The 22,512-nt window shown below is 65.5% G+C and carries 31 protein-coding genes; 2 read left to right on the top strand and 29 right to left on the bottom strand.

Annotation, left to right across the window (positions count from 1 at the left end):
* Positions 1-13: 13 nt before the first annotated feature.
* From trbL to D6851_RS03725, 26 genes are all read right to left on the bottom strand, one after another.
* A complete protein-coding gene (trbL, locus tag D6851_RS03850) occupies positions 14-1,330 on the bottom strand; it encodes a P-type conjugative transfer protein TrbL (RefSeq protein ID WP_120323579.1) in 1,317 nt (438 codons plus the stop codon).
* Between the two features lies 1 nt (position 1,331).
* Positions 1,332-1,724: a putative entry exclusion protein TrbK-alt gene (gene trbK-alt, locus D6851_RS03845; RefSeq protein WP_120323578.1), complete on the bottom strand. Its 393-nt coding sequence runs from the start codon at positions 1,722-1,724 to the stop codon at positions 1,332-1,334.
* 8 nt (positions 1,725-1,732) lie between these two features.
* Entirely contained in the window at positions 1,733-2,488 is a 756-nt protein-coding gene (gene trbJ / locus D6851_RS03840; RefSeq protein ID WP_120323577.1) for a P-type conjugative transfer protein TrbJ, read from the bottom strand.
* Positions 2,485-4,947 (bottom strand): conjugal transfer protein TrbE, encoded by a 2,463-nt coding sequence (gene trbE / locus D6851_RS03835; RefSeq protein WP_120323576.1) that lies wholly within the window; start codon positions 4,945-4,947, stop codon positions 2,485-2,487. Before trbE ends, trbJ begins: the two co-directional genes overlap by 4 nt.
* A 10-nt stretch (positions 4,948-4,957) precedes the next feature.
* Positions 4,958-5,239, bottom strand: a complete 282-nt coding sequence (locus D6851_RS03830) for a VirB3 family type IV secretion system protein (protein WP_120323575.1) — start codon at positions 5,237-5,239, stop codon at positions 4,958-4,960.
* 1 nt (position 5,240) lies between these two features.
* Positions 5,241-5,582, bottom strand: coding sequence for a TrbC/VirB2 family type IV secretion system protein (locus tag D6851_RS03825; protein WP_120323574.1), 342 nt, complete (start codon positions 5,580-5,582; stop codon positions 5,241-5,243).
* Positions 5,579-6,514, bottom strand: a complete 936-nt coding sequence (gene trbB, locus D6851_RS03820) for a P-type conjugative transfer ATPase TrbB (protein ID WP_120323941.1) — start codon at positions 6,512-6,514, stop codon at positions 5,579-5,581. Before trbB ends, D6851_RS03825 begins: the two co-directional genes overlap by 4 nt.
* Before the next feature lie 255 nt (positions 6,515-6,769).
* Entirely contained in the window at positions 6,770-7,453 is a 684-nt protein-coding gene (locus tag D6851_RS03815; RefSeq protein WP_120323573.1) for a PIN domain-containing protein, read from the bottom strand.
* A 4-nt stretch (positions 7,454-7,457) separates the two neighbouring features.
* Positions 7,458-8,114 carry a hypothetical protein gene (locus tag D6851_RS03810; protein ID WP_147395426.1) on the bottom strand — a complete coding sequence of 219 codons (657 nt, stop codon included), beginning with the start codon at positions 8,112-8,114 and terminating at the stop codon, positions 7,458-7,460.
* 33 nt (positions 8,115-8,147) lie between these two features.
* Positions 8,148-8,471: a helix-turn-helix domain-containing transcriptional regulator gene (locus tag D6851_RS03800; protein WP_120323570.1), complete on the bottom strand. Its 324-nt coding sequence runs from the start codon at positions 8,469-8,471 to the stop codon at positions 8,148-8,150.
* Between the two features lie 5 nt (positions 8,472-8,476).
* The gene (locus D6851_RS03795) at positions 8,477-8,824 is read right to left on the bottom strand and encodes a type II toxin-antitoxin system RelE/ParE family toxin (protein ID WP_120323569.1); all 348 of its coding nucleotides are present in this window, start codon (positions 8,822-8,824) and stop codon (positions 8,477-8,479) included.
* A gap of 40 nt (positions 8,825-8,864) precedes the next feature.
* Positions 8,865-9,287, bottom strand: coding sequence for a CopG family transcriptional regulator (locus D6851_RS03790; RefSeq protein ID WP_120323568.1), 423 nt, complete (start codon positions 9,285-9,287; stop codon positions 8,865-8,867).
* Positions 9,284-11,296 (bottom strand): conjugal transfer protein TraG, encoded by a 2,013-nt coding sequence (locus D6851_RS03785; RefSeq protein ID WP_120323567.1) that lies wholly within the window; start codon positions 11,294-11,296, stop codon positions 9,284-9,286. Before D6851_RS03785 ends, D6851_RS03790 begins: the two co-directional genes overlap by 4 nt.
* Positions 11,297-11,335: 39 nt before the next feature.
* Positions 11,336-13,105 carry a relaxase/mobilization nuclease domain-containing protein gene (locus D6851_RS03780; RefSeq protein ID WP_120323566.1) on the bottom strand — a complete coding sequence of 590 codons (1,770 nt, stop codon included), beginning with the start codon at positions 13,103-13,105 and terminating at the stop codon, positions 11,336-11,338.
* 331 nt (positions 13,106-13,436) lie between these two features.
* The gene (locus D6851_RS17715; RefSeq protein WP_183030004.1) at positions 13,437-13,583 is read right to left on the bottom strand and encodes a hypothetical protein; all 147 of its coding nucleotides are present in this window, start codon (positions 13,581-13,583) and stop codon (positions 13,437-13,439) included.
* 351 nt (positions 13,584-13,934) lie between these two features.
* A complete protein-coding gene (locus D6851_RS03770; RefSeq protein WP_120323564.1) occupies positions 13,935-14,660 on the bottom strand; it encodes a lytic transglycosylase domain-containing protein in 726 nt (241 codons plus the stop codon).
* A 4-nt stretch (positions 14,661-14,664) separates the two neighbouring features.
* The gene (locus D6851_RS03765) at positions 14,665-15,003 is read right to left on the bottom strand and encodes a DUF736 domain-containing protein (RefSeq protein ID WP_120323563.1); all 339 of its coding nucleotides are present in this window, start codon (positions 15,001-15,003) and stop codon (positions 14,665-14,667) included.
* A 1-nt stretch (position 15,004) separates the two neighbouring features.
* Positions 15,005-15,562 (bottom strand): S26 family signal peptidase, encoded by a 558-nt coding sequence (locus tag D6851_RS03760; RefSeq protein WP_120323562.1) that lies wholly within the window; start codon positions 15,560-15,562, stop codon positions 15,005-15,007.
* On the bottom strand, positions 15,559-16,080 hold the full coding sequence (locus D6851_RS03755; protein ID WP_120323561.1) for a DUF2840 domain-containing protein: 522 nt from the start codon (positions 16,078-16,080) through the stop codon (positions 15,559-15,561). The genes D6851_RS03760 and D6851_RS03755 overlap by 4 nt, the downstream gene beginning before the upstream one ends.
* Positions 16,077-16,325 (bottom strand): ribbon-helix-helix protein, encoded by a 249-nt coding sequence (locus D6851_RS03750; protein ID WP_120323560.1) that lies wholly within the window; start codon positions 16,323-16,325, stop codon positions 16,077-16,079. Before D6851_RS03750 ends, D6851_RS03755 begins: the two co-directional genes overlap by 4 nt.
* Positions 16,322-16,960, bottom strand: a complete 639-nt coding sequence (gene parA, locus D6851_RS03745) for a ParA family partition ATPase (protein WP_120323559.1) — start codon at positions 16,958-16,960, stop codon at positions 16,322-16,324. The genes D6851_RS03750 and parA overlap by 4 nt, the downstream gene beginning before the upstream one ends.
* Before the next feature lie 190 nt (positions 16,961-17,150).
* Positions 17,151-18,038, bottom strand: a complete 888-nt coding sequence (locus D6851_RS03740) for a replication initiator protein A (RefSeq protein ID WP_120323558.1) — start codon at positions 18,036-18,038, stop codon at positions 17,151-17,153.
* 3 nt (positions 18,039-18,041) lie between these two features.
* Positions 18,042-18,326 carry a helix-turn-helix transcriptional regulator gene (locus D6851_RS03735; protein WP_120323557.1) on the bottom strand — a complete coding sequence of 95 codons (285 nt, stop codon included), beginning with the start codon at positions 18,324-18,326 and terminating at the stop codon, positions 18,042-18,044.
* Between the two features lie 126 nt (positions 18,327-18,452).
* Positions 18,453-18,944: a DNA -binding domain-containing protein gene (locus D6851_RS17710; RefSeq protein ID WP_420797092.1), complete on the bottom strand. Its 492-nt coding sequence runs from the start codon at positions 18,942-18,944 to the stop codon at positions 18,453-18,455.
* Entirely contained in the window at positions 18,940-19,239 is a 300-nt protein-coding gene (locus D6851_RS17705; protein ID WP_183029976.1) for a transcriptional regulator domain-containing protein, read from the bottom strand. Before D6851_RS17705 ends, D6851_RS17710 begins: the two co-directional genes overlap by 5 nt.
* Positions 19,240-19,368: 129 nt before the next feature.
* Complete coding sequence (locus D6851_RS03725) at positions 19,369-19,632, bottom strand: DNA -binding domain-containing protein (RefSeq protein WP_120323555.1); 264 nt, start codon at positions 19,630-19,632, stop codon at positions 19,369-19,371.
* 215 nt (positions 19,633-19,847) lie between these two features.
* Here D6851_RS03725 and D6851_RS03720 point away from each other — a divergent pair, with 215 nt between their 5' ends.
* Positions 19,848-20,105, top strand: coding sequence for a helix-turn-helix domain-containing protein (locus D6851_RS03720; RefSeq protein ID WP_238473928.1), 258 nt, complete (start codon positions 19,848-19,850; stop codon positions 20,103-20,105).
* On the opposite strand, the gene D6851_RS03715 is transcribed toward D6851_RS03720, so the two are convergent.
* Both D6851_RS03715 and D6851_RS03710 read right to left on the bottom strand, forming a co-directional pair.
* A complete protein-coding gene (locus D6851_RS03715; RefSeq protein WP_147395425.1) occupies positions 20,102-20,542 on the bottom strand; it encodes a hypothetical protein in 441 nt (146 codons plus the stop codon). The two genes, D6851_RS03720 and D6851_RS03715, sit on opposite strands and share 4 nt — an antisense overlap.
* A gap of 146 nt (positions 20,543-20,688) precedes the next feature.
* Positions 20,689-21,120 (bottom strand): single-stranded DNA-binding protein, encoded by a 432-nt coding sequence (locus tag D6851_RS03710; protein WP_120323552.1) that lies wholly within the window; start codon positions 21,118-21,120, stop codon positions 20,689-20,691.
* Between the two features lie 433 nt (positions 21,121-21,553).
* Between D6851_RS03710 and D6851_RS17700 the strand changes: the two genes are divergently transcribed.
* Positions 21,554-21,718 carry a hypothetical protein gene (locus D6851_RS17700; protein ID WP_183029975.1) on the top strand — a complete coding sequence of 55 codons (165 nt, stop codon included), beginning with the start codon at positions 21,554-21,556 and terminating at the stop codon, positions 21,716-21,718.
* Between the two features lie 73 nt (positions 21,719-21,791).
* On the opposite strand, the gene D6851_RS03700 is transcribed toward D6851_RS17700, so the two are convergent.
* Positions 21,792-22,490, bottom strand: coding sequence for a thermonuclease family protein (locus D6851_RS03700; protein ID WP_210210318.1), 699 nt, complete (start codon positions 22,488-22,490; stop codon positions 21,792-21,794).
* Positions 22,491-22,512 lie beyond the last annotated feature (22 nt).

The following is a 22,512-nucleotide window of genomic DNA, read 5'->3' as shown; positions in this document are numbered from 1 at the left end:
GATCCTTCCCGAGTTAATCCCGCTGGCCGACATCGACCGAGGCGCCAGCGCCTCCGCCATCGCCTGCGCGCATTGTGTGCGCGGCCATGGTCGCACCTTGGGTCATGGCTTGACGGCGCCGGAGTGTGGCTGCCCAGGCAGGAGGAGAACCGCTCGCGGTACTGACGGGGAGGGATGCAGCGGCATCTGCGCTGCTGAGCGTCCCGCCGGTCGCCGATACAGCGGCGCGATTGCCGGCGCGGAAGCTGTCCTTGAGCGATGCGGCGGCCTTGCGCAGCGGCGAGATAGCCGCATTGGCAGTCGCCTGACCAACCGCTGCCGACCCGCTCGCCAAAGCCGTTCCGCCGCTCTTGCCAGCCGATCCCAGCGCATAGGCGCCCGACGCACCACCTGCGGCAAAAGCGCCGCCGCGCGCACCAGAGCCCAAGGCACTTGCACCCGCCCCGGCGGCAAGGCGGGCGCCGGCAGCGCCGCCCGCAAGCACGCCGCCAGCAGCAAGCGCGGTTCCCGCCGCGGCGCCAGCGCCGAGCTGGGGCCCACCTGAGACGATGCCGGTGGCGATGCCGGGACCGAATATCCCGAGGCCGAGCAAAGCGAGTGCGGCGAGAACGATCACCATTGCATCCTCGATCGTCGGTTCGCCTGAGATCGCCGAGGTGAACTCGCCGAACAGAGTTGAGCCGATCCCAACGATGACGGCGAGAACCAGCACCTTGACGCCTGAGGAAATGACATGGCCGAGGACACGCTCGGCCATGAAGGCAGTCTTTCCGAACAGTCCGAAGGGGATGAGCACGAAGCCGCACAGCGTCACCAGCTTGAACTCGATGAGCGTGATGAAGAGCTGGATGCTCAGAATGAAGAAGGCGAGGATGACGAACAACCAGGCGATCAGCAGCACCGCGATCTGGATGAAATTCTCGAAGAAGGAGACCCAGCCCAGAAGGTCGGAGATAGAATCGAGGATTGGTTGCCCGGCATCGAGCCCAACCTGTGCGACACGGCCCGGCTGAAGCAGCTCCGCAGTAGAAAAGCCGGTGCCCGAGGCCATCAGCCCGAGCCCAGCAAAGCTCTCGAACACGACCCGTGCGAGCATGTTCCAATTGCCGATGATATAGGCGAAGATGCCGACGAACAGCGTCTTCTTGACGAGCCGGGCGATGATGTCGTCGTCAGTGCCCCAAGCCCAGAACAGGGCAGCGAGCGTGACGTCGATGACCACTAGCGCCGAGGCGATGAAGGCGACTTCGCCGCCCAGCAGGCCGAATCCGGAATCGATATAGGAAGTGAAGACCTCCAGAAATCGGTCGATGACGCCAGTGCCGCCCATCTCAGTCGGGCTTCCTGGCCGTAATCTCGTGCCCCACGCCGAGCGGATCGACGTCACGGGACCTGTCGTCCGGGCTCGTCTTGCTCGCCCGGCTAGGCGTCCCCGTCTCCACCACCTCCGCGGAATCGGGCAGCTCCGACGACTGCATGTCTGACCCGAGGAAACGGCGGCGATTCTCCGCCCAGGCACGCAAACAGTCCCTGTCACTCGCAGCTTCCACGCCGATCGCCTGGCAGCGACGCATCTCGGCGCGTAGTGGATCGACCGGTGGGACATGCTCGGCGATCGTCGCCGGGCCAGGTGGCGGCGGCTCGCGCATCTGGAGAAGGCCCAACGTGATCGCCACCGCCGTAAGGGCGATAGCCGCCACCCGTGCGAAGAGCTTGGTATCCATGTGCCGTCTCAGTCGTGGAACATGCGCGCCGGATGCGGCTGATAGCCGGTGCCGGGCGTCAGGAAGCGGCGTAGCTGTTCGCGCGCCTGCGCCTGCGACGCGGCGCTGCGTGCTGAATCGAGCGCCTGCGCACGGCTCTGCGCCGCGAGCAAGGCCGTCAGATCGGCCAGCTGTTGCGATTGCAGCGCGAGCAGCTGGTTGCCGGCCTGCGCCGCTTGCAGGGCGCCCTCGGCCGATTGGCTCGCGCTGACCAGCCGATCCATACTGGTGCGAGTGCCATCGATATTACCGACCACACCGGCCTGCACACGTAGCGAGTCCTGGAAGGCGCCGACACTCGTTTCCCAGCGCTCGCGAGCATTGTCGACGAGCTGCTGTTGGGGAACCGACATCGAACCAGCGGTGTATCGGCCGGTGAAGGCCTGATCGATCTGGGTCACGTCATAGGCGATGCGCTGGGCCTCTCCCAGCAATCGCTGGGTCTGTTGTACCTGTGTCTGCAAAGCCTCGAGCTGCGAGAAGGGCAGGCTGGTGAGATTGCGCGCCTCATTGAGTAGCGAGGTCGCCTGATTTTGAATCTGCTGGATCTGGTTATTGATCTGCTCGAGCGAGCGCGCAGCGGTCAGCACATTTTGCGCATAATTGGTCGGATCATAGACGATCCCGCCAAACTGCGCGGTTGCCGGCGGGGCGGCAACGGTGGTGGCAACGGCGATCGCCAGGGCGCCTGCAACCGCGAGGCCTCGGACAGGGAAACGGGTCATGGCACATTCTCCTTCTGGGATTGAGGCTCAGGATTGGACTGGGACGCGGGGAGCAGCTCGGCAGCCCAATCGAGGCCGCGGTAGCGCAGCCAGGCCGGGGCGAAGCCGGCCAGGCCATGGGCTTCGACCAGCTCGGCAATGCGCAGCTGGTCGGACTTGGAGGACGCAGCGGCAAAGGCCAGCGCCACTTCGCCGAGGCCGAGTTCGAACAGGCGATTGCCCTGGCGCGATTGGCAATAATAGTCGCGACGCGGGGTCGCCCGGCTCAGGATGTCGATCTGGCGGTCGTTGAGTCCGAAGCGCCGATAGATGGCCGCGATCTGCGGTTCGACCGCACGGTCGTTGGGCAGAAAGATGCGGGTCGGGCAACTTTCGATGATGGCAGGCGCGATCGCGCTGGTCTCGATATCGGCCAGGCTCTGGGTGGCAAAGATGACGGATGCATTTTTCTTGCGTAGCGTCTTGAGCCATTCCCGGAGTTGCTGGGCGAAGGCCGGGCTGTCGAGGACCAGCCAGCCCTCATCGATGATGATCAGCGTCGGCGAGCCGTCGAGCCGCCCCTCGATCCGGTGGAAAAGATAGGAGAGCACGGCCGGCGCTGCGCCGCTGTCGGTCAGCCCCTCGGTCTCGAAGGCCTGGAACGACGCGCTGCCGAGCCGCTCGGTCTCGGCATCAAGCAACGCCCCGAACGCACCGCCAACGCAATAGGGGCCGAGCGCCTGTTTGAGTGCCTGAGACTGGAGCAGCACGGCAAGGCCGGTCATAGTCCGTTCGGAAACCGGCGCCGAAGCGAGCGAGACGAGCGCGGTCCACAGATGTTCCTTGGCCTGGGGATCGACCACGATGCCTTCGCCCGCGAGGATCGCGGCAAGCCATCCGGCGGCCCAGCTGCGCTCGACGGCGTTATGGATAGCGGCGAGTGGTTGTAGCGAGACGCCATCGGCATCGCCGTCATGCAGGCTACCGCCCAAGTCCTGCCAGTCACCGCCGCAAGCGATCGCGGCAGCGCGGATCGAGCCGCCGAAATCGAAGGCAAAAATCTGTGCCTTCGCATAACGCCGAAACTGCATCGCCATCAGCGCCAGCAACACGCTCTTGCCGGCGCCGGTCGGCCCGACCACGATCATGTGGCCGACATCGCTGTCGGCATGAAGGGAAAACCGGAACGGGGTCGAACCTTCGGTCTTGCCATACAGCAAGGGGGGCGACCCGAAGTGTTCATCCCGTTCCGGCCCCGCCCAGACCGCTGACAGGGGGATCAGGTGGGCGAGGTTGAAGGTGGAAATGGGGGGCTGGCGGACATTGGCATAGACATGGCCGGGCAGGCTTCCGAGCCAGGCCTCGATCGCGTTCATACCCTCGGGCGTGCAGGTGAAGTCGCGGCCCTGGATCACCTTTTCGACGAGGCGCAGCTTCTCCGCGGCGATGCCGGCGTCCTCGTCCCAGACCGTCACCGTCGCGGTCACATAGGCCTGGCCGATCATGTCAGCGCCCAGCTCCTGCAGCGCCATGTCGGCATCGCTCGCCTTGTTCGACGCATCGCTGTCGAGCAGCACCGATGCCTCGTTGGTCATCACCTCCTTGATGATTGCCGCGACGCTCTTGCGCTTGGCGAACCATTGGCGGCGGATGCGGGTCAGGAGCTTGGTGGCGTCGGTCTTGTCGAGCATGATCGCGCGCGTCGACCAGCGATAGGGAAAGGCCAGCTGGTTGAGTTCATCGAGCAGGCCGGGAAAGGTCACGCTCGGAAAGCCGGTCACGGTGAGTGTGCGCAAATGCTGCTCGCCCAGTTTCGGCTCGAGCCCGCCGGTCAGCGGCTCGTCGGCCAGCAGCGCATCGAGATGCATCGGTGTTTCGGGAACGCGGACGCGCTGGCGCCTGGTCGAGATGGTGGAATGGAGATAGGTCAGCGTTTCGGCGTCATCGAGCCACACTGCCTCGGGAACGAATCCCTCGATAAGCTGAAGCAGCCGCTCTGAACGATCGACAAACCCCTTGAGCAATTCCCAGGGATCGACATCATGGCTCGACCGGCCTTCGAACAGCCAGCCTTGAACGCGCGCCGTTTCCTCAGCTGGGGGCAGCCATAGCAGCGTCAGATAATAACGGCTCTCGAAATGCGCGCCTTCGGCGCGGAACTGCTCACGCCGTTCGAGATCGACCAGCGCGGAGACGGGATCGGGAAAATCGCATTGCGGATAATCCTGCGCCGGAAGACGCTGCGCCTCGACAAAGATCGCCCAGCCCGATCCAAGCCGCCGCAGCGCGTTGTTGAGCCGCGCGGTGGTGGCGACAAGCTCGGCGGGCGTGGCGCTGTCGAGATCGGGACCACGGAAGCGGGCGCTACGCTGAAAGCTGCCATCCTTGTTGAGCACCACGCCGGTCTCCACCAGCGCCGCCCAAGGCAGGAAATCGGAGAGGCTGGCCGGGTGCCCGCGATATTCCTTGAGGGACATCATCGCGCTGCCCTCACGCCCGCAGGAAGGCCGGGTAGCGCAGATGGCGCCGGCCGACGTCCACGAATTGCGCGTCATGGCGCGCCGCCCAGACGGCAAGCGCATGGCCGATCGCCCAGATGGCGATGCCCACCAGCCAGAGTTGCAGGCCAAGCCCGATCGCCCCGGCGAGCGTGCCATTGGCAATCGCCACCGATCGCGGCGCCCCGCCGAGCAGGATGGTCTCGGTGAGCGCGCGGTGGACCGGCGCGAAATAGCCGGGAACGGGCGAATCAGGGGTGTCCGTAGTCTCCATTTCAGATCAGCGCCCCGCCGCCGAACGAGAAGAACGACAGAAAGAAGCTCGATGCGGCAAAGGCGATCGAGATCCCGAAGACGATCTGGATAAGCCGCCGAAACCCGCCGCCGGTATCGCCGAAGGCCAGCGTGAGGCCGGTGATCACGATGATGATGACGGCGATGATCTTGGCAACCGGGCCTTCGATCGAATCGAGGATGCTCTGCAGCGGGGCCTCCCAGGGCATTGACGAGCCCCCGGCATAAGCGGGGGTCGCATAGGCCATGAGCGCCGCCGCCAGGGCGAGCGGCGACAGGCGGCCGAGCGGGATGGCGCGGTGCAGACATAATTTCTGGATCATGGTTGGTCTCCGGGCAGATGGTGGATGGTGGCGGAAAGCCGGTATTCGCCGCGCTCATCGAGGCCTTCGACGCGGGCGAGTTCGGACAGCCGGCGGCCGTGGCCGTCACGGACCAGGACGGCGATGAGATCGATCGTTTCCGCGACAGCAGCGCGCGGGACCGTCACCACGGCCTCCTGGATCAGTTGCTCGAGCCGGCGCAGCGCGCCGAGCGCGGTTCCTGCATGGATCGTCCCGACGCCGCCCGGATGCCCGGTGCCCCAGGCCTTGAGCAGATCGAGCGCTTCTGCGCCGCGCACCTCGCCGATCGGAATGCGGTCGGGGCGCAAGCGCAGCGAGGAGCGCACGAGATCCGATAAAGTCGCCACGCCATCCTTGGTCCGCATGGCGACGAGATTGGGAGAATTGCACTGCAGCTCGCGCGTGTCCTCGATCAGCACGATGCGATCGTTGCCGGTCGCGATCTCGGCCAGCAGGGCATTGGTGAGCGTGGTCTTGCCGGTGCCGGTGCCGCCCGCGACGAGGATGTTCGATCGTGCCGCGATGGCCTCGCGCAATATCTGCGCGTCGGTCGCGGCCATGATCCCGGACGTGACATAATTGTCGAGTGTGAAGACGGCGACCGCGGGCTTGCGGATCGCGAAGGCCGGGGCCGCGACGACTGGTGGGAGCAGACCCTCGAAGCGCTCCCCCGTTCCGGGCAGCTCGGCCGAGACGCGCGGGGCATGCGCGTGAACCTCGACCCCGACATGGTGCGCGACGAGGCGGACGATACGTTCGCCATCGGTCTCGCTCATACAGGTGCCGGTGTCCGACAATCCCGCGCCGAGGCGATCGACCCAGAGCCGGCCATCGGGATTGAGCATGACTTCGATGATCTGCGGGTCTTCGAGCCATTCGGCGATCGCGGTCCCCAGCGCCGTGCGCAGCATCCGCGCGCCGCGCTGCGAGGCTTCGGAACGGATCGGATGAACAACGGCCACAAGCGGTCCCCTGGTCGCACCCGGACGGACTGTCCGGGCGCGTGGGGACGATTAAGAGAGCCAGAAAATCGCCGGTTTCAACAGGAAATTAAAATGGTCAAAGCGCGGGAAGGAAAGACTGGCTGCGGCCAGGTTATCGGTGGCCGCCCTGGCCGCATTCCCCAGCCCAGAGTTTTGAGTCGGATTGCCTGACCGCTACACGAGCTATAGGGCGAGGAGCTGCTTCGCTGCGCTCATATTGGGGGCATAGTCGACGCCGAGCGCCTCAAAGTCGGCGACAATGTCGGGCTTGAGGATGCTCCCTTCTGTGACATATTCCCGCGTATTCGAGGAAAGGAACACGATAGGCTCGGCAAGTCCTGCATCCCGCAAGTGACCGACAGCTTCCAGGTAGGTCTCGTAGACGAGACAATCCTTGGTCGAGTCCTTGCCGCGCTGGGCCGGTGCTCTGCCCGCATTGACGCGAGCGAAAGCTCGGGCCGGTGCGCCTGAACCGGGAACGACTGTTTCGAGTCTGGCAAGCCAGCGCCCGACGATGGTGCGTGCCCGCGCGACATGGTCGTCGAGATGAGACAGGTCTGTAGTTCCGGGAGCGCCGTAGACAGCGGACAGGAGGTTGATCCGCTTGATCTGCTCGCGGACTTTGCGCAGGTTGCTGTCGGCTTCCTCCTGGACGCGCTGGTCATGCTCGGCAAACTCGATCGCGACCTGCTCGGCCATGAGGCAGATGAATTGGCCCGCTTCGGCCGAGGCCACAAGGTCGACAGCGGCCTGCCGATCATGGACCCTGGCGGACTCCCGCGTGGGGTCACGCATGATGTCGAGCAGGGAGCAAGTGTCGATGCACAGGACCGGGACGCCGGCCGAGGCGATGGCCTTCGGGTCCATCGGCTCAAGTCTCGTCGTAGCGCGCTAGCAGTGCGAGGGCGGTTTCGAAATTGCCGGCGAGATCATGGGCGGTGTCTTCGTGCCAATGCTCGGCCTCGTTGAGCCAGCGCGCCAACTGGTCGGTACCGAGCTGGTCCTTGTTTCGGTGAACAGCGATGATGAAGTCGAACCAGCGCTGCTGGTCCATCGGATGGCTGGCGCCGGTCGACTTATTGGCGGCCCCGGAAAAGCGCCGCAGCCTAATCGCGGTATCGGCAGACACCCAATCGTCGAGCGTCTGATGCGATGCACTCGCGTCGATCGCGAAGCCCAGTGCGGGAGCAATCGGTTCGACGATCCGCGCGATAAAATCCGAAAGGATAGCGTTATATTGCGCATAGGTGAGATTGCCGGATTCGAGCGGAACGATGTTGGGGACATAGTAGCCGTCCTCCCTGCCCCACAGGGTCAAGCCGGCCCCGGGATAGTCGTCGCCCGGTGCCCGGCGGAACAGCAGCACATCCTCGGAGGTGACGGCGTTGCGCGCCACCTCGTCCGACCGTTGCTGGTCGAAGCGCCAGGGATCGACGGCAGCGCCAATGAGCGCCTCGCGCAGCGCCGGCCGGCGAGCGACCGGGCCGCGCAGATTGAGGTCTCGGAACATTTCGATCGCTTCTGCCATTGGCTTCCTCAATCTTGCGCGGTCATCCGGGGGTCATGCCGCTTCGACCGCGTGCGCCTCGATCGCAACGCCGAGACGCTTGCGCACTGCGCTGAAGATGGCGGCGAGATTGTCCATGCTCGGATTGCCCTTCTCGGACAGCATCCGATGAAGGCTCTTGCTGGGACGGTTGGTTTCCTCCGCAAGCGTTTCAAATCCGACCGAAGCATTGACGAGGTCGCGCAGGATCAGGCGCGCAACGTGTGGCTCACCGTTGAGGAACGCGGTCGCGGCCTCATCGAGCATGGCCTTGGCGAACGCCGGATCGCGCACGGCGCGCTCCTTCACCGTCTCCTTGAAATCGCGCGTCAGCACCATGTTTGTCACCTCTTTGTCTTCTTCGCCGCGGCCTTACGGGTCTTGTATTCGCTCAACAGCCGGGCGGCCCGGTCGATATCGGCCTGTTGCCGCCGTTTGGTTCCGCCCACGAACAGGATGATGAGCTCATCCCCATCGCGCGCCAGATAGAGCCGGTAGCCCGGTCCCCAGTCGATGCGACATTCGCCGAGGCCACCACCAATCCATTTGACGTTCGACGTGTTTCCCAGCTCGAGCCGCAGCATAGCGGTGGCGACTTTCGCAGCCGCTTGCGCGTCCAACGCCTCGAACCAGGAGCGGAACGGGCACGTTCCGTCCTCGCGGACATATTCCTCAACGATCACCGCATCCACCACTCAAGTAACGTATATGTTACCAACAATCAAGATCAAACTACCCGACGCCCGGGCCAATGTCCTTCGACAATTCGCCGGACAGTTTCGGCCCCAGTTCCATGCGGCGGCTCAGCGCGTCAAGAAACCCTTCATAGCGGTCCTTGCCCGTCGCCCTGGCAGCAGCCTGTGCCGTATCGGGCAGCGGCGGCGTACTGGTCAGCCAGAAGCGAATGAACAGCGCCAGCGCCTCGTTGGACACTTCGATATGATATTCAAGCCGGTCGGCCTGGCGGCTGAGGCGATCGAGCCGGCGACTGACAGCCGCCTCGATTCGGTCGGACCCGTCGGGGGAAAAGAAGGAGGCGAGCGCGGCCTCGACGATATGCGCCTGGGGCACGCGCTTACGGATCGAAAACTCGGCGAGCTGGGCCGACAGGTCGGGCGGCAGGCGGATCGTATGCTTGATGCGTTTGGCGGTCATAGGTCTATTCCATCCATGGGATCGAGCGAGGCCTGACGTGCGACGTAGCGCATGCGGTCGGCGAGACGCCGATTGCGTTCGGCATCCTCGGCCCCGCCGTCCTCGTCGGGAAAGTCGAATTCGCCTTGCGGCACGCCCGAGCATGGCTCGATATCCTCATGTTCAGGCAATTCCGGTTCGCGCCTGATGCCACTATTGGCCGGGTCGGTCGCAGTAGCCTTGGTCGGGACATTCTTTCCTTCGCCGCCTGGCCCGCGCCCAGGCTTTCCCGCCGCAACCGGTTCAAGGCCTGTCCAGTCGTCCGGCGTGTCGCCCGGCTCGACCAATGTCTTTGGGTCGGGCGGCGCCAGCACACGCTCGCGCAAACGCCGATCCTTGAAGTAGCGCGCCTTCTTCGCCCGGATCGGCTGCACGCCGGCGACCATGACGATCTCGTCCGCCCTAGGCAGCTGCATGATCTCGCCCGGCGTCAAGAGCTGACGGGCCGTTTCCTGGCGGCTGACCATCAAATGGCCGAGCCATGGGCTCAATCGGTGGCCCGCATAATTCTTCATCGCGCGCATTTCAGTGGCCGTGCCGAGTGCATCGCTCACCCGCTTCGCCGTGCGTTCGTCATTGGTGGCGAAACTCACCCGCACATGGCAATTGTCGAGGATTGAATTGTTAAGCCCATAGGCCTTTTCGATCTGGTTGAGCGATTGAGCGATGAGGAAGCTCCGCACGCCATAGCCGGCCATGAAAGCGAGCGAAGATTCGAAGAAGTCGAGCCGCCCGAGCGCCGGAAACTCGTCGAGCATCAGCAGCACGCGATGCCGATTGGCCGATGGATCCAGCGTTTCGGTCAGGCGGCGGCCGATCTGGTTGAGGATCAGCCGGATGAGCGGTTTGGTGCGGCTGATGTCGGACGGCGGGATGACCAGATACAGAGTGACGGGCCACGGCGCGTCGACAAGATCGGTAATGCGCCACGTGCTTCTGCCGGTAACCGCCGCAACAACCGGATCGCGATAGAGGCCGAGAAAGCTCATCGCCGTAGACAGGACGCCCGAGCGCTCATTCTCGCTCTTGTTGAGCAGTTCGCGCGCGGCGCTCGCGACGACCGGATGGACCCCGCGGTCGCCGAGATGCGGCGTCGCCATCATCGCCGCCAGTGTTGCCTCGATCGAGCGGCGCGGGTCGGACAGGAAATTGGCGACACCGGCCAGCGTCTTGTCAGGTTCGGCATAAAGGACATGCAGGATCGCGCCCACCAGCAGCGCGTGGCTGGTCTTTTCCCAATGGTTGCGCCGTTCGAGACTGCCTTCCGGATCGACCAGCACGTCGGCGATATTCTGAACATCGCGCACTTCCCACTCGCCGCGCCGGACCTCGAGCAGCGGATTATAGGGCGCTGAATCCGCGTTGGTCGGGTCGAACAGCAGCACGCGGCCGAAGCCCGCGCGGAAGCCTGCCGTCAATGTCCAGTTCTCACCCTTGATGTCATGGACGACGCAGCTTCCCGGCCAGGTGAGCAATGAGGGCACGACCAGCCCGACACCCTTGCCTGAGCGCGTCGGCGCAAAGCACAGCACATGCTCGGGACCATCATGCCGCAAATAGTTTTTCGCGAACTCGCCAAGCACCACGCCGTCTGGACCGAGCAGGCCTGCGGCGCGGATCTCGCTTTCATCGGCCCAGCGCGCCGAACCGAACGTTTGGGCATTCTTCAATTCACGCGCGCGCCAGACCGACATGGCGATAGCGACCGCGATCCCGGCAAACCCGCCAGAGGCCGCGATCATGCCGCCAGTGGCGAAAATATCGGGAGCATAGGCCTCGAAGAAGAACCACCACCAGAACAGCGCCGGCGGCGGATAGACGGGATAATCGCCGAGCATGAACCAGGGCTCACCGAGCTGGGGCTGATAGCCAAGCGCGGCCGCGGTCCATTGGGTCGCAAACCAGATGCCGAGCAGCACGACCGAGAGTACGGCGGCGATCTGGCCCCAGAGAATCTTGGTGGCGGACATGGTCTCATTCCTTGCGGGTTGGTGTGGGCAGGTTGGTGATCAAAGGCCGAGCCCCTTCTGGCGGCCGAAGCTCCAATCGACGCTGCCGCCGGGCGTCATTGTTCCGGCGATCTGCTGGCCGAGATGTCGGTCGATTGCCGGGCGCCAGGGCACGAGCTGAAAGCCCATCTCGCCATCCGGCCCCAGACCCTCAATCATCGCGAAGCGGCCCGAGGAAAGCGTCACGCGCTCGCGATAGAGGCCGGTGACATGCTCGCCTTGTGCAGAAGGCTGATGGGCAAGCCCGGTCCGCTCGGCGATGTGCGCGGTCTCCTCGTCCAGCTCGCGCTGGCGCAAAGTATTGAGGAGGTTGCGCGCAAAGACCCAGCGCTGCCCCTGCCGCCGCGCCAGCCCTTCGCCGGCGAGATAGTCAACCCGCGCATCCATGGCATCGCGGATCTCATCGCCGAAGCCACCGGCGGTCGCGGCGGGTTCGCGCGCGACGAGCTGGCGGTCGAGCCAGGTCGCCCCGCGCGCCGTCACCTGATCGGCGATCGACAGGTCCGAGCGCGTCGCGAGCGAAAGGCGCGTCCGGCCCTTCGCGTCCTCCCAGGACCGCAGCTCAACCACCGCGCCGGGCTTGGCATCGCCGGTCATGTCGATATCGTCGAAGCGCAGATGATGGACGCGCCCGTCGGCGCCGTCGATCACCGCATAGGCGGTGCCCGCGAGTTCGTCATGGAGGCCCCGTTCGACGAGTCGTCCAAGCACCGGCTCGGCCGACCTCTCTTCGTGCAAGGCAAACCCGCTGGTGTCGGGCGCGCGGCCATCGCGCGTCATCGCCCGGTGCATCGTCTTGATGATGTCGCCGCGGATCGAGAGGTCGCGCAGCGTCGTTTCCATCTCGGACTTGATGTGCCACTGGCCGGGCGCGATCTCGCTTGCAAGGCCGAGCCGCTCGAGCTTCATCGCCCGGCCGACCAGCGTCTGGCGCAGCGCGGGATCGGCGTCGGACGGATCGGGACGCAGATCGACCAGGCCGAGCTCGACTTCGGCGAGCTTCTGCAGGCGCCGGTCGAGATTGGTCCAGCGTTCGGCATCGACCTCGCGGACGAGCTGGGCGTCGATCTCCTGCTCGCTGCGTGATCCCAGTTCGAGCGTCGCGCGAACCTCTGCGCGCTCGCGCATCCCGGCACGGATATAGTCGCGGTCGATGACGAGATCCTCGCCATTCTCGGCAACCCCGCGAACGAGCACATGGATGTGGGGATTGTCGGTGTTCCAATGGTCGATGCCCACCCAGTCGAGCGTGGTGTCGAGGTCGCGCTCCATGTCCTGCATCAACTCGCGGGTGAAGGCGCGCAGATCGTCCATTGCGGCCGCGTCCTCGGGGCTGACGATGAAGCGGAAATGATGCCGGTCGTCCTCGCAGCGCTGGGCGAAAGCATCGCGGTCGGCTTCGTCCGAGCGGGCATCGAACATCGCGGGCTCGCGCCCATCCTTGGTGACGCCTTCGCGCTCGAGATAGGTGATGTGCCGGGCGAGCGGTGCGGCGCGGAAGCGCGCGCCCTTGTGGCGCACGACCCGCGCCTTGATGACGACGCGCCGGGCATGGGACGGACGCCGGGTCAACAGCGCTGCGCGCCGTCCCCGTCCGTGCGTGCCGGTGCCGTGGCGCCTGCCCGGTCCGCGGCGGCGAGGAAGCTGGCCGGCTTTCATCGCCCGGCGCTTGACTTGGGCGACCAGCTTTTGCGCCTTGCGGCCGCTCGGCGCGCCTCTGTCCCGCCCCCTTCCCGGCCGAATCCGAAACTCGTCCTGGGTGTCGCTCATCACCGGGTCTCACGGCGAAAAACGGCGAGCGACGGCGCCTCGACTATTGATATTGCTGGATAATTCGAGGGAAACGACGGCACGCCCCCTGGGGTGACGGCGCAAAAAGTCACATAAAACCAACCACATGAGGGGCAAGCGCCGTCGCCCCTTTTATCTCGCCGTCGCCCGCTGTGATACTTTTCGGCGCCCTTCCTGCTTTTCGCCGCGAATGATGATCGATCCGCAATGCCGGCCTGGGCACCTCCTCCGGCACCCCGCAGCGAACACCGGAACGGCAGCGGAAGCAGCGCCGCATCGACGCTCCTTCCGCTGTTCGCCTTGCCGATTGTCAGGCCGCTATCAGCCTGCCGTCGCGTTCTTCGTGCTGCCGCAATGCCGCCGCCAGTTCCGCCGCGATCTGCTTGCGCTCCGCCGGATCGTCGTTGGCCTGCAGCTCCGCCCGCAGTTCCTCGATATGTTGTTCGATCGTCATCATCGCCTCCTGAATTGAGAAAGACGATGGGGGTGCCCGGTATGGAGCGGGCCGGGTCAATGATCGCAGGCGGCACGCCTGCGACCGCGCCAGCGGCGATAGGGGTAACGATTTTTTTCGGCGCAGCACTGCGTTGGAGGCTGATGCACCGACGCCTGCCCGCCGGAGAAAATGGTGGGACCCTGTCGTCATTGACGCGGCCCGATCCATGCCGGAAGCTGGGTAAGACTGAGCAGAGATTACCCTCTCCCCACACGCTGACGCCGTGCAATTGCGCACCCATATGCGTGCGCCGAAAATGCAGGCGAAAATGCGGTGCGGACCCTTCTGGACTGCGAGTGTGGTGCATGCCGTTCATCGCGGCGGCTCCCCGCTCAAGGCAACGAAGAGGCTTTCGCGCGGCCTGGACGGGCGGTCGCCATGCGGCGCCGGCTGCGCGGGATGGCGTGCCTTGTCGGTCGGCCCATCGTCCGCCCTCTGGTTGTCCGATCGCGCGGGGAACAGCGCCGCGTGCGTCCAGCTGTTGCGATCCCGCAGCGGCGCGGCTGCGGGATGCCGCCCCAGCGACCTGCCGACCACTGGCGCAAGACGCGCGAGATAGCGCCGTGTTTCAGCGGGCAAGGGCCGTCCGCGTGAAAGATATTCCGCATAGCGGCCAGGACCGGCATTATAGGCTGCCAGGAAGCCCGGCGCGCCGAAGCGGTCGTGCATCTCTCGCAGATAGGCCGTACCGGCAAGGATGTTGTCCCGCCGGTCGAACGGATCGGTGCCGAGCCGGTAGCGGCCGCGCAGGGTCGCCCATGTGCCGGGCATGATCTGCATCAGGCCCATCGCCCCGGCGGAGGAGACCGCGCGCGCGTCGCCATTGCTCTCGACCTGCATAACGGCCCAGATCCATGGCTCGGGGACACCGAAGCGGTGCGACGCTTCGGCGACATCATCGGCGAGCGCAACCGTGTACGGGGCGGCTGCCACCTGGGGTAAGCCACCTTCGGACTGCGCCGCGGCCGGCCCGCCCGCAGCCGCGAGCAATGCCAGCATCACGGCATGGCGGACACGCGATGGACGGGCCGGATGCATGGGATCAATTCCGCTCGTCGCGCTTCTGCGGCGCGTTCAGCGACAGCACGAAGCTCCGTCCCGCATCGTCGGCGCGGAAGAGATTGGCGCGGATGAACCCGCCCGAAAACAGCGGGCCGAAGATCTTCAGCGAGACATAGTCGCCGGCCTTTTCGCCGACCTCCTTCCAGGCGAAGCCTGTGTCCGGCCCATCCTCGCTGCCCAGGCGAATGCGATAATCGGGCGCATTCTCTGCATCGCCGGCATCCAGTGGAACGAGCATGACGACGGGTTCATGTAGTCCGAAGGCACGGACCTCGCCGGTATAGCCGTCGTTCGTGCGGGTGAAGGTTCCAATGTTCATGTCAGCTCTCCTGTGGCTGGGGTGGTGAAGCGGTGTGTGCGGGTGGATCGGTCCACAGCGGCACGGCGCGGCCGATCACGCTGCTGGCCGGAAGCGGTCCGAAATAGCGGCCGTCCAGGCTGTCGGGCACATCGGGATTGGCGAGAAACAGCTCGCCATCGGTGAGGCGGCGGCAGCCCTGCCAGAAGGGCAAAGGACGTCCGAGACTGTCACGTTCCCGAGCGATCGCAACGAGCCGTCCGTCAACAGTGACGCGCGCTTTAGTCCGGCACACAAGCTGGCCGGGAAGCGCGACGATATGTTTCAGCAGCGGCACGCCTTGGGGAAGATAGCCGCGCGCGGCGAGGAAGGTGGCGAGCCGTTCGGGCGGTGTGACCACAACGAGTTCGCCGCGCCGCAGCCGATCGAGCTTCAGCACGCGATAGAGACCGATCGGCGCGCTGGCGCTAGCGTTCCAGATGACGCGTGGGGCAGGATCGAGCACGGCGACAAGGGTGAACAATCCGGCGAACAGGCCGAGGGCGGCACCGGTCGCGCGCGCATATAACAGCCGCGTCATGACAGCAGCTCCCGGCGCTTGAGCCAGGCGCGATGGCGCTCGAGCGTATAGGCGCGAGGGCACTGGCCGGCGGCGATGCGGTTATGGACATGGCGCCAATGGTCGGGCGCCGCATCGCCCGGATCGAGGTCGAGCACTTCCACCGCATCGATCGCTTCGAGAACCTGGACGACCTTCGGCCAGCCCGCGATCCGCAGCAGGATGTCGCCGCCGGGGCGGACGAAGGGCAACGTCGAATAAGCCTGGCCGGGGGCAACGACGCGCACGATATCGATGCGCGAGACTATCGTGCCATAGTCGTTCGCCGACCAGCGCACGAAAGCGAAGATCGTGCCGGGACGGAAGCGCACCACGCGTCGGCGGCGGTCGATGATATGCCCGCCCGCTTCGCGGCCGAAGCGTATCCAGTGCTCGACGCGCTGCTCGAGCCAGGTCAGCTGAACCTGCACCATGCCGGGATCGGCAAGCGCGGTCGGCAGCATCCCGGCCGGCACGGCGGACGGACCATCGCGGCTCATCGCATCTCTCCTTCATCGTCCGGAAATTCACGCTCGAGCAGGGCGCGCAGCATCTCGGCGACCGAGCTGCCGCGGGTGATGGCTGCGAGCTTGAGACGCCGGCGCATGTCGGGCGTGACATCTATCGTGAGACGCGCCGTGAACGCGGTGACGGACTGGCCGGGGACAGCTGGTCCGCCCGCCCTGATCCAGCGATCTTCATCGCCTGGACGCGCGGCGAAGTGTCTGGACCTGTTGCCGGTCATGGTGCCAGCCTCCCGATCGCATCGGCCAGCGCCGCAATCTCTCTCGCGGCCTGGCTGTCGGGATCGAGCTCGTGGGCGAGGCGGCCGCCCTGCATGGCCTGAGCGAAGACGATCCGCTGGCCGATCGGCGGGGCAATCAGCGGTGGATCGTGTTCGGTAAGCGCGCGGGCCGTTTCGCGGGCGAGAATTGTGCCCGCGCCGCAGCGATTGAGAATGAAGCCCGCCGCAAGTTGAGGCCGGAAGCTGCGCGCCTCTGCAAGCAACGCGAGCATTTCCGCTGATGCCCAACCGTCGAGCGGGGACGGCTGAACCGGAATCAACGCTAGGTCCGCGGCAAGTAGCGCTGAACGCATGAGCCCTGCGACACGCGGCGGACCGTCGATCACCAGAATGTCGCCGTCCCGTGCCAGTTCGGGCGCTTCCTGATGGAGCGTTTCCCGGGAAAGACCCAGCACCGCGAACAGACGTTGGCCGCCATCCTGGTTGCGCCGCTCGGCCCAGTCGAGCGCACTGCCTTGCGGGTCGGCATCGATCAGCGTCACGCGCGAACCACGGCGCGCCCATTCGCCAGCGAGGTGGAGCGCGAGAGTGGTCTTCCCGGTGCCGCCCTTCTGGTTGAGGAGCGCGACGATCACGGCTGCTTGTCCACAGCCCCGAGCGCAGCGCGGCACGTTAGAAGGAATCCGAAGGATTCCTGGTTAGGTAAGTTAGGCGCGCCGCGACTCGTTACAGCATGGCGAGTCGCGCCGGCTTGCGGTTCCCGATAGGCCGAACATCCGGTTCCCGATCGGCCGACCCCCTCGGTCCCTGATAGGCCGAGTCCCATCATGACTTATCCACAGGCAGGCCGACGCGGCGCATGGCCGCCTCGAACGGGTCGATCGGGATAGGCGCGAAGCTCAGCCGTTCGCGGCCGAGGGCGAACTCGAGCGTCAGCCGGTAGCCGGGAAGCGGTTGACGGCGGACGATCCGGCGCAGCTCGAAGGCGAAACGCTTTAGCGGCGAAAGCACGCCGGATTTGAGGTGAAGATGCTCGAGATCGAAGCTCCAGCCCCCACGCTGGCGGCCGCCATGTTTGCGCACGATGCGGTAGAGCCAGCGTTCGAGCCCTCCGGTCAGTCGGAAATAGCTACGGTCGATGGTCAGCACGAGCGCCTGGTCGATGACACCGGCATAGAACCAGTCCGGCAGAATCAGTTCGACCCCGAGCGGGCGGCCATCACCGTCGAGCCGCTCCTGCCATTCATTGATCCAGGAGAAGCGATGGCGTCGGCGCTGATGCTGCTGGCGGATCGAAGTGGCGATGGTGGTGGACTGAAGCCGGTCGAGCGCGGCCTTCAGCCGATCGTAATGATCGCGCCCGGTGCTGCGGCCGGTGAAGGTCAGGATCTCATGCGGGGTCGCGGCCATGAGCCGCGAGGTCGGCCGTCCCGCGTCGCGCGCCTCGACGATCTGACTGGCCGCCCAGATGAGGACATCGGCGTCCCAGATCGTCGCCATGCCATGTTCGGCGGTGGCCTCGACCACTATCCAGGTCTCGCCCATACGGAAGTCGATTGGGGCAGTGCGCCTGCTCTTGGCGAGGCTGAAGAACGGCCAGGCCATGAGGTCTTGTGCATCGCGCGGCGCCAGTTCGCCCGGGATCGCGTGGAACAGGTCGAGCTGCGCGCGCTCGTTCCGGTCTTGCGGCAGGCTGGAACGCGAGCCGGACATTGCTCAGCGCCCCTCCCGGCGCGCTTGTTCGGCAAGCCGGGCAAAGCGCTTCTTGGCCGGATAGACCGGCGCACTGCCCGGGTCCGAGGTCGAGCGGCGGGTGGCTTTTTCTGCCCAGGCATCGAGATCCGCAAGGGCGTAGACGATGCGCCCGCCAAGTTTCCTGAAGACGGGGCCGGTGCCGTAGCAGCGATGCTTCTCCAATGTGGTGGGCGCGAGGCCGAGATGCGCCGCGGCGGCCGGTGTTTTCAGGTAGCGTGGGGAATGGGAATTGGCGGAATCGGTCATTGGGTAGCTCCGGCAGGCCGCGGGCGACGGAAGAAGGAGGCGGCAAGTCGGGGCCAAGCGTGGCGAAGAACGATCGATGAGGGGAGCGGTCAGGATAAGGGGGTCCGCATGTGTCCCCGCACCGCGTCACGCGCCGCCCAGCAAGGCGCGATAGCCGCCCGCCACCAGGGCGCGGGCCTTGTCAAACGCACGCTGGGTCGTGCGCCGTTCGGTCGCACCGCTCCATTGGCGGGCGGTAAAGCTGCGCATATGCGGATAAAGGATACGGGCCATCTCGCGCCGGGTCGCCGCATCGGCGTTGGCATCGAGCAGGCGAAGATAGCGAGCATAGCGGCGGCGCTGCAACGCCGTTGGCATGAGGCCTGACGGCAATGGACCTGCGGCTCGTCCGGCGATGCGGCGCGCGAGACGCAAGCCCGCCTCCGCCCTGCTGAGCAACCCTGCGCCCGTCGCGGTCACGATCGCGACCGGGCACGTGGGATCGGGATCGGTGAGCCATAGACGGTGGACGCCGCGCTGGTCCGCGATCACGAGATGGCGGCCATCGGGCAGTATTCGGTCGGCAAGCAGCGACCCAATGCCGGAAGGATCGAGCGGAAGCGCGTCCGGCGCGTCAATGGGAGCGGCGTCGAGGCGAACCGTGGAGACGCTGAGAGCCGGCGACCAGAGGGCCGGCGCATCGTCGGCGGGAAGATCGGGCTCGCATGGGAAAGGACAACCCCCATCGCCGCGCGAGTGCGAGCATGGCGTGATCCGCCCCGAGCGCGGTGATCGGCCGACCGCGCGCCAAAGCGTGATATTCGCGGCAGTAGTCGGGATTGCGGCGTAGAAATTCCTGCGCGAATCCCGCAAGATCGAGGTCGGCGAAATCGTCGTCGGTTTGCGGCGAGCGCCAGTCAGTGACAGATTGCATGGACAGCCTCCCCTTGCGGCATCTCCAGTGCCGAAGACGGACAAGGTGCGATGCCGGCGGGACTTTTGAAGTCACCAAAGCTGGTTGGGGCTATGCCCGAAAATGCGCGACCATCAGGCTTTGCGAAGGCTATTGCGGTCGTTGCCCGAGCAAGTCGCGATATCCCGCTCTGGTCATCCAGCGCGCACGTGCGAGATGGCTGTCATGCACGGTCCTGGCACGGTCGGGCTCCGTCGTCGGATCGAGTCCGAACAGGATCAGTGCAACCTCACGCCAATCCGCCCGTTCCTTGGCGGCTTCGAGCAGGCGCAGATACGTGACGAAATGGCGCTCGTCATAGGACGTGACGTTGGGGGCTTGCGGCGGACAATCGTCGAATGGCGGAATCGTCATGGCGTTTGCAGACAGCGCTTGCGCCCCCGGTCCACACCGCGCCAGAGCGGCATGGAATCAGAAAGGGTCTGCATCGCTTCCTCCCGTGTCGGGCCAAGCCTCTCCCCATGGGGGTATGACTTGGCGATGCATCCGGGCATCTCGGAACCGACAAGCGCGGAAGATCGACCCGGAAATGGGCCGCGTATTATAATGCGTAGCACGATAATACGCGATTGCTTTCTATACTGTGGATGGACATCCGCAAACTGTTTGGCACCAATGTGCGTCGTTATCGTGTCGATCTGAATATCAGCCAGGAAGCTCTGGGAGTGCGGATGGGCGTCGATCGCGCTTATGTAAGCGCGATCGAGCGCGGCGTGCAGAACGTGACCCTGCTGTCGATGTGGGAAGTCGCGCAGGCGCTCGGCGTGCGCCCGGCCGCGCTGCTTGTCGAGGATGTCGTCGTTAAGGATGACGGCACGCAAACCTAGCGCCCAAACGGCGCGGGCGCTCCCTGCGCTCGCGGGAGGTCGAAGGCCGCAAGGCGGCTCCACGCCGCCGTGCCGACAATGAGCGCACCGGCGGCGCCGAGAACATGACGCCAGATGTCCGGCACCGCCGCCAGCGCAGCGATGCCTTGGATAGCCTGATAGCCGGCAAAAGCTGCCGGGACGGCGAAAAGCAGCGCGACGCCGAGCCGCAGGACGGGCGAGCGGGCAAGCGCGAACAGCATCTGGCCCAAGATAAGCGTTGCGATCGCGGCGGCGAGACCGGTGAGCAAAGCGGTGAACGCGCCCGAACCGCTTTCGTGCATCCACAGACCGAGCGAGACGCCCACGAAAAACGGGAGCGCATAGACCGCGAGCGTGAACAGCAGCCCGCACAGGAAGAGTGTCAGCGGAATAATAAGCAATAGCGCAAGGATCATAGCGGCCTCCGGCACGAATTCATCGCTGGAGGCGCTCACAAGGATCAACACAGCGCCGGTCGTGCCTACAGCATAACACAGTGGCTCGCCCGGGGAAAGCACGCGAAAAAGGCCCGGCGGATCGCTCCGCCGGGCCGGTTCCTGGCTTAGAACGGGATATCGTCGTCGAGATTGTCATCGTAACCGCCCTGACTGCCGGTCTGACGGTTTGCACTGTCGGGCTGCTGTGCCTGCTTGCGGCTCAGGAAATCGACCGTCTCGGCGATGATCTCGCAGCCATAGCGTTCGACGCCCTGCTGATCGGTCCACTTGGTGTAATGGATGCGGCCGCGGACCAGCACCTTCATCCCCTTGGTGCAATGCTCCTGCACTGTCTTGCCGAGACCGTTGAAAACGGTAATCCGGTGCCATTCGGTGTCCTGGACACGGTAGCCGTTCTCGTCGCGAAGAACCTTGCCTTCCGAATAGCGGGGACGCGAGGTCGCGAGGGTGAAGTTGGTGATGTTGGTGCCGCCCTGAGTGGTGCGGCTTTCGGGGTCCTGGCCGATATTGCCGGCGAGAATGACGATGTTCTGCATGATGGTTCTCCGTTGCTTCAAGTCCGAGGGACCGTCCCTCCGACGAAGCCCGGATGAAGGCCGTCGGGAGGCGCCTGCACCGCCGCGCCCAGCGCGGCGGCTCGACCCCAAAGGCGCAGGAGTGGTGCGGGCAGGCGCTTTAGCGCCAACACGGTCCGGCGCCGCCGGGGTTGCCGGCGGAAACCGAACGGACTTAGGGATTCGCCAGTCGGAGGGATCGCCTCCCTCGCGCGAAACATGTCGGAGAGGCCGGTAACGCGATCGGTATCGCCGCGCTGCATCGCGCTGGATACCGGATATCCACCCTGGCGGCCCGCGCGCACCTGTCCGCGACAATGCGATCCTGCTTCGGAAAGGGCGATTGCGGGCTACAGGCCGCTGTCTCGCCACCGCATGGCCGCGCGCGCGATCATTGCTGGCAAGACGGTGGAGGATGCGTAGCACGGGATGGCACTTCGTCCCGGTCGCTCACGACAGCGCGGCTCCGGCAGCGCGTTGCGGTGCGAACACCGGCTGCGCCGGTTCTGCCGAACGGGATGCTGCCAGCGAAGGCGCCACCCGAGAAGGGCAGGACAACCGGCTCCCCACACGGCGTTAACGCGCGCGTTATCCACTGTGATCGGGGATCGTTCCGGTAAGGTCCCTCGGCGAGCTTTGCGGAAATCAGGAAGTCAGCGCGTCGCCGGCCGCCATCCGGCGCGGCGAGCCTCCCCCAATGAACAGAACCAGCGTTCGCCACGCGCAGTGTCGATTCTGACCGCGCCATAGTCGCGCTGGCCCGGTGCATGGACGATCCGGTGTCCGTCCGCATTGATATTGCCCTTGAACGGGCAGCGAGGGTCAGGAGAGGCTGGGGAAACTCGGCTCCGCTCGGCCTCGCGTGCTGCACGCCATTGCCAGGGCGGTGTGATCGTGCCGATCCAGATGCCAAAGCGATGACTGCGAGCGCGTTGCTCTGCGGCGCGATAGGCTCCGTCGCTGTAACGCGGATAATCGAGCGCCCAGCCATTCTCGGCCAGCCATGCGCCTATATCGCGTCCGCGGGCGCTGCAGCGTGCGACCGCGCGGCCGCCCCGGTCGTAATAGGCAGGAAGGCAGCACACCGCGGCGATTCCGAGCCAGGACCGCAAGGCCGCTTCGGCGCGGCGGCCGCACGGCCAGGACCGGCGCGCTGCGTCGATGCAGAACTGATCCAGCTCGGGCGCGTCGATCCCCAAGAGCCGCACGCGCTGGTCACCGATATCGAAAGTGTCGCCATCGACGACGCTGGCCTGGCCCTCGACCGGCTCGGCGGCGTGAACGGGGCCGGAGATCGAAACCGCCATCACGACAGCGGCAAAGCGCAAGGATATTGGAGCAAAGGCGGACACCGCCGAGACCTTATTGCCACAG

The sequence above is a fragment of the Altericroceibacterium spongiae genome (assembly GCF_003610805.1).
Taxonomy (GTDB): Bacteria; Pseudomonadota; Alphaproteobacteria; order Sphingomonadales; family Sphingomonadaceae; genus Altericroceibacterium; species Altericroceibacterium spongiae.
This window is presented reverse-complemented; position numbering and strand designations above follow the sequence as displayed.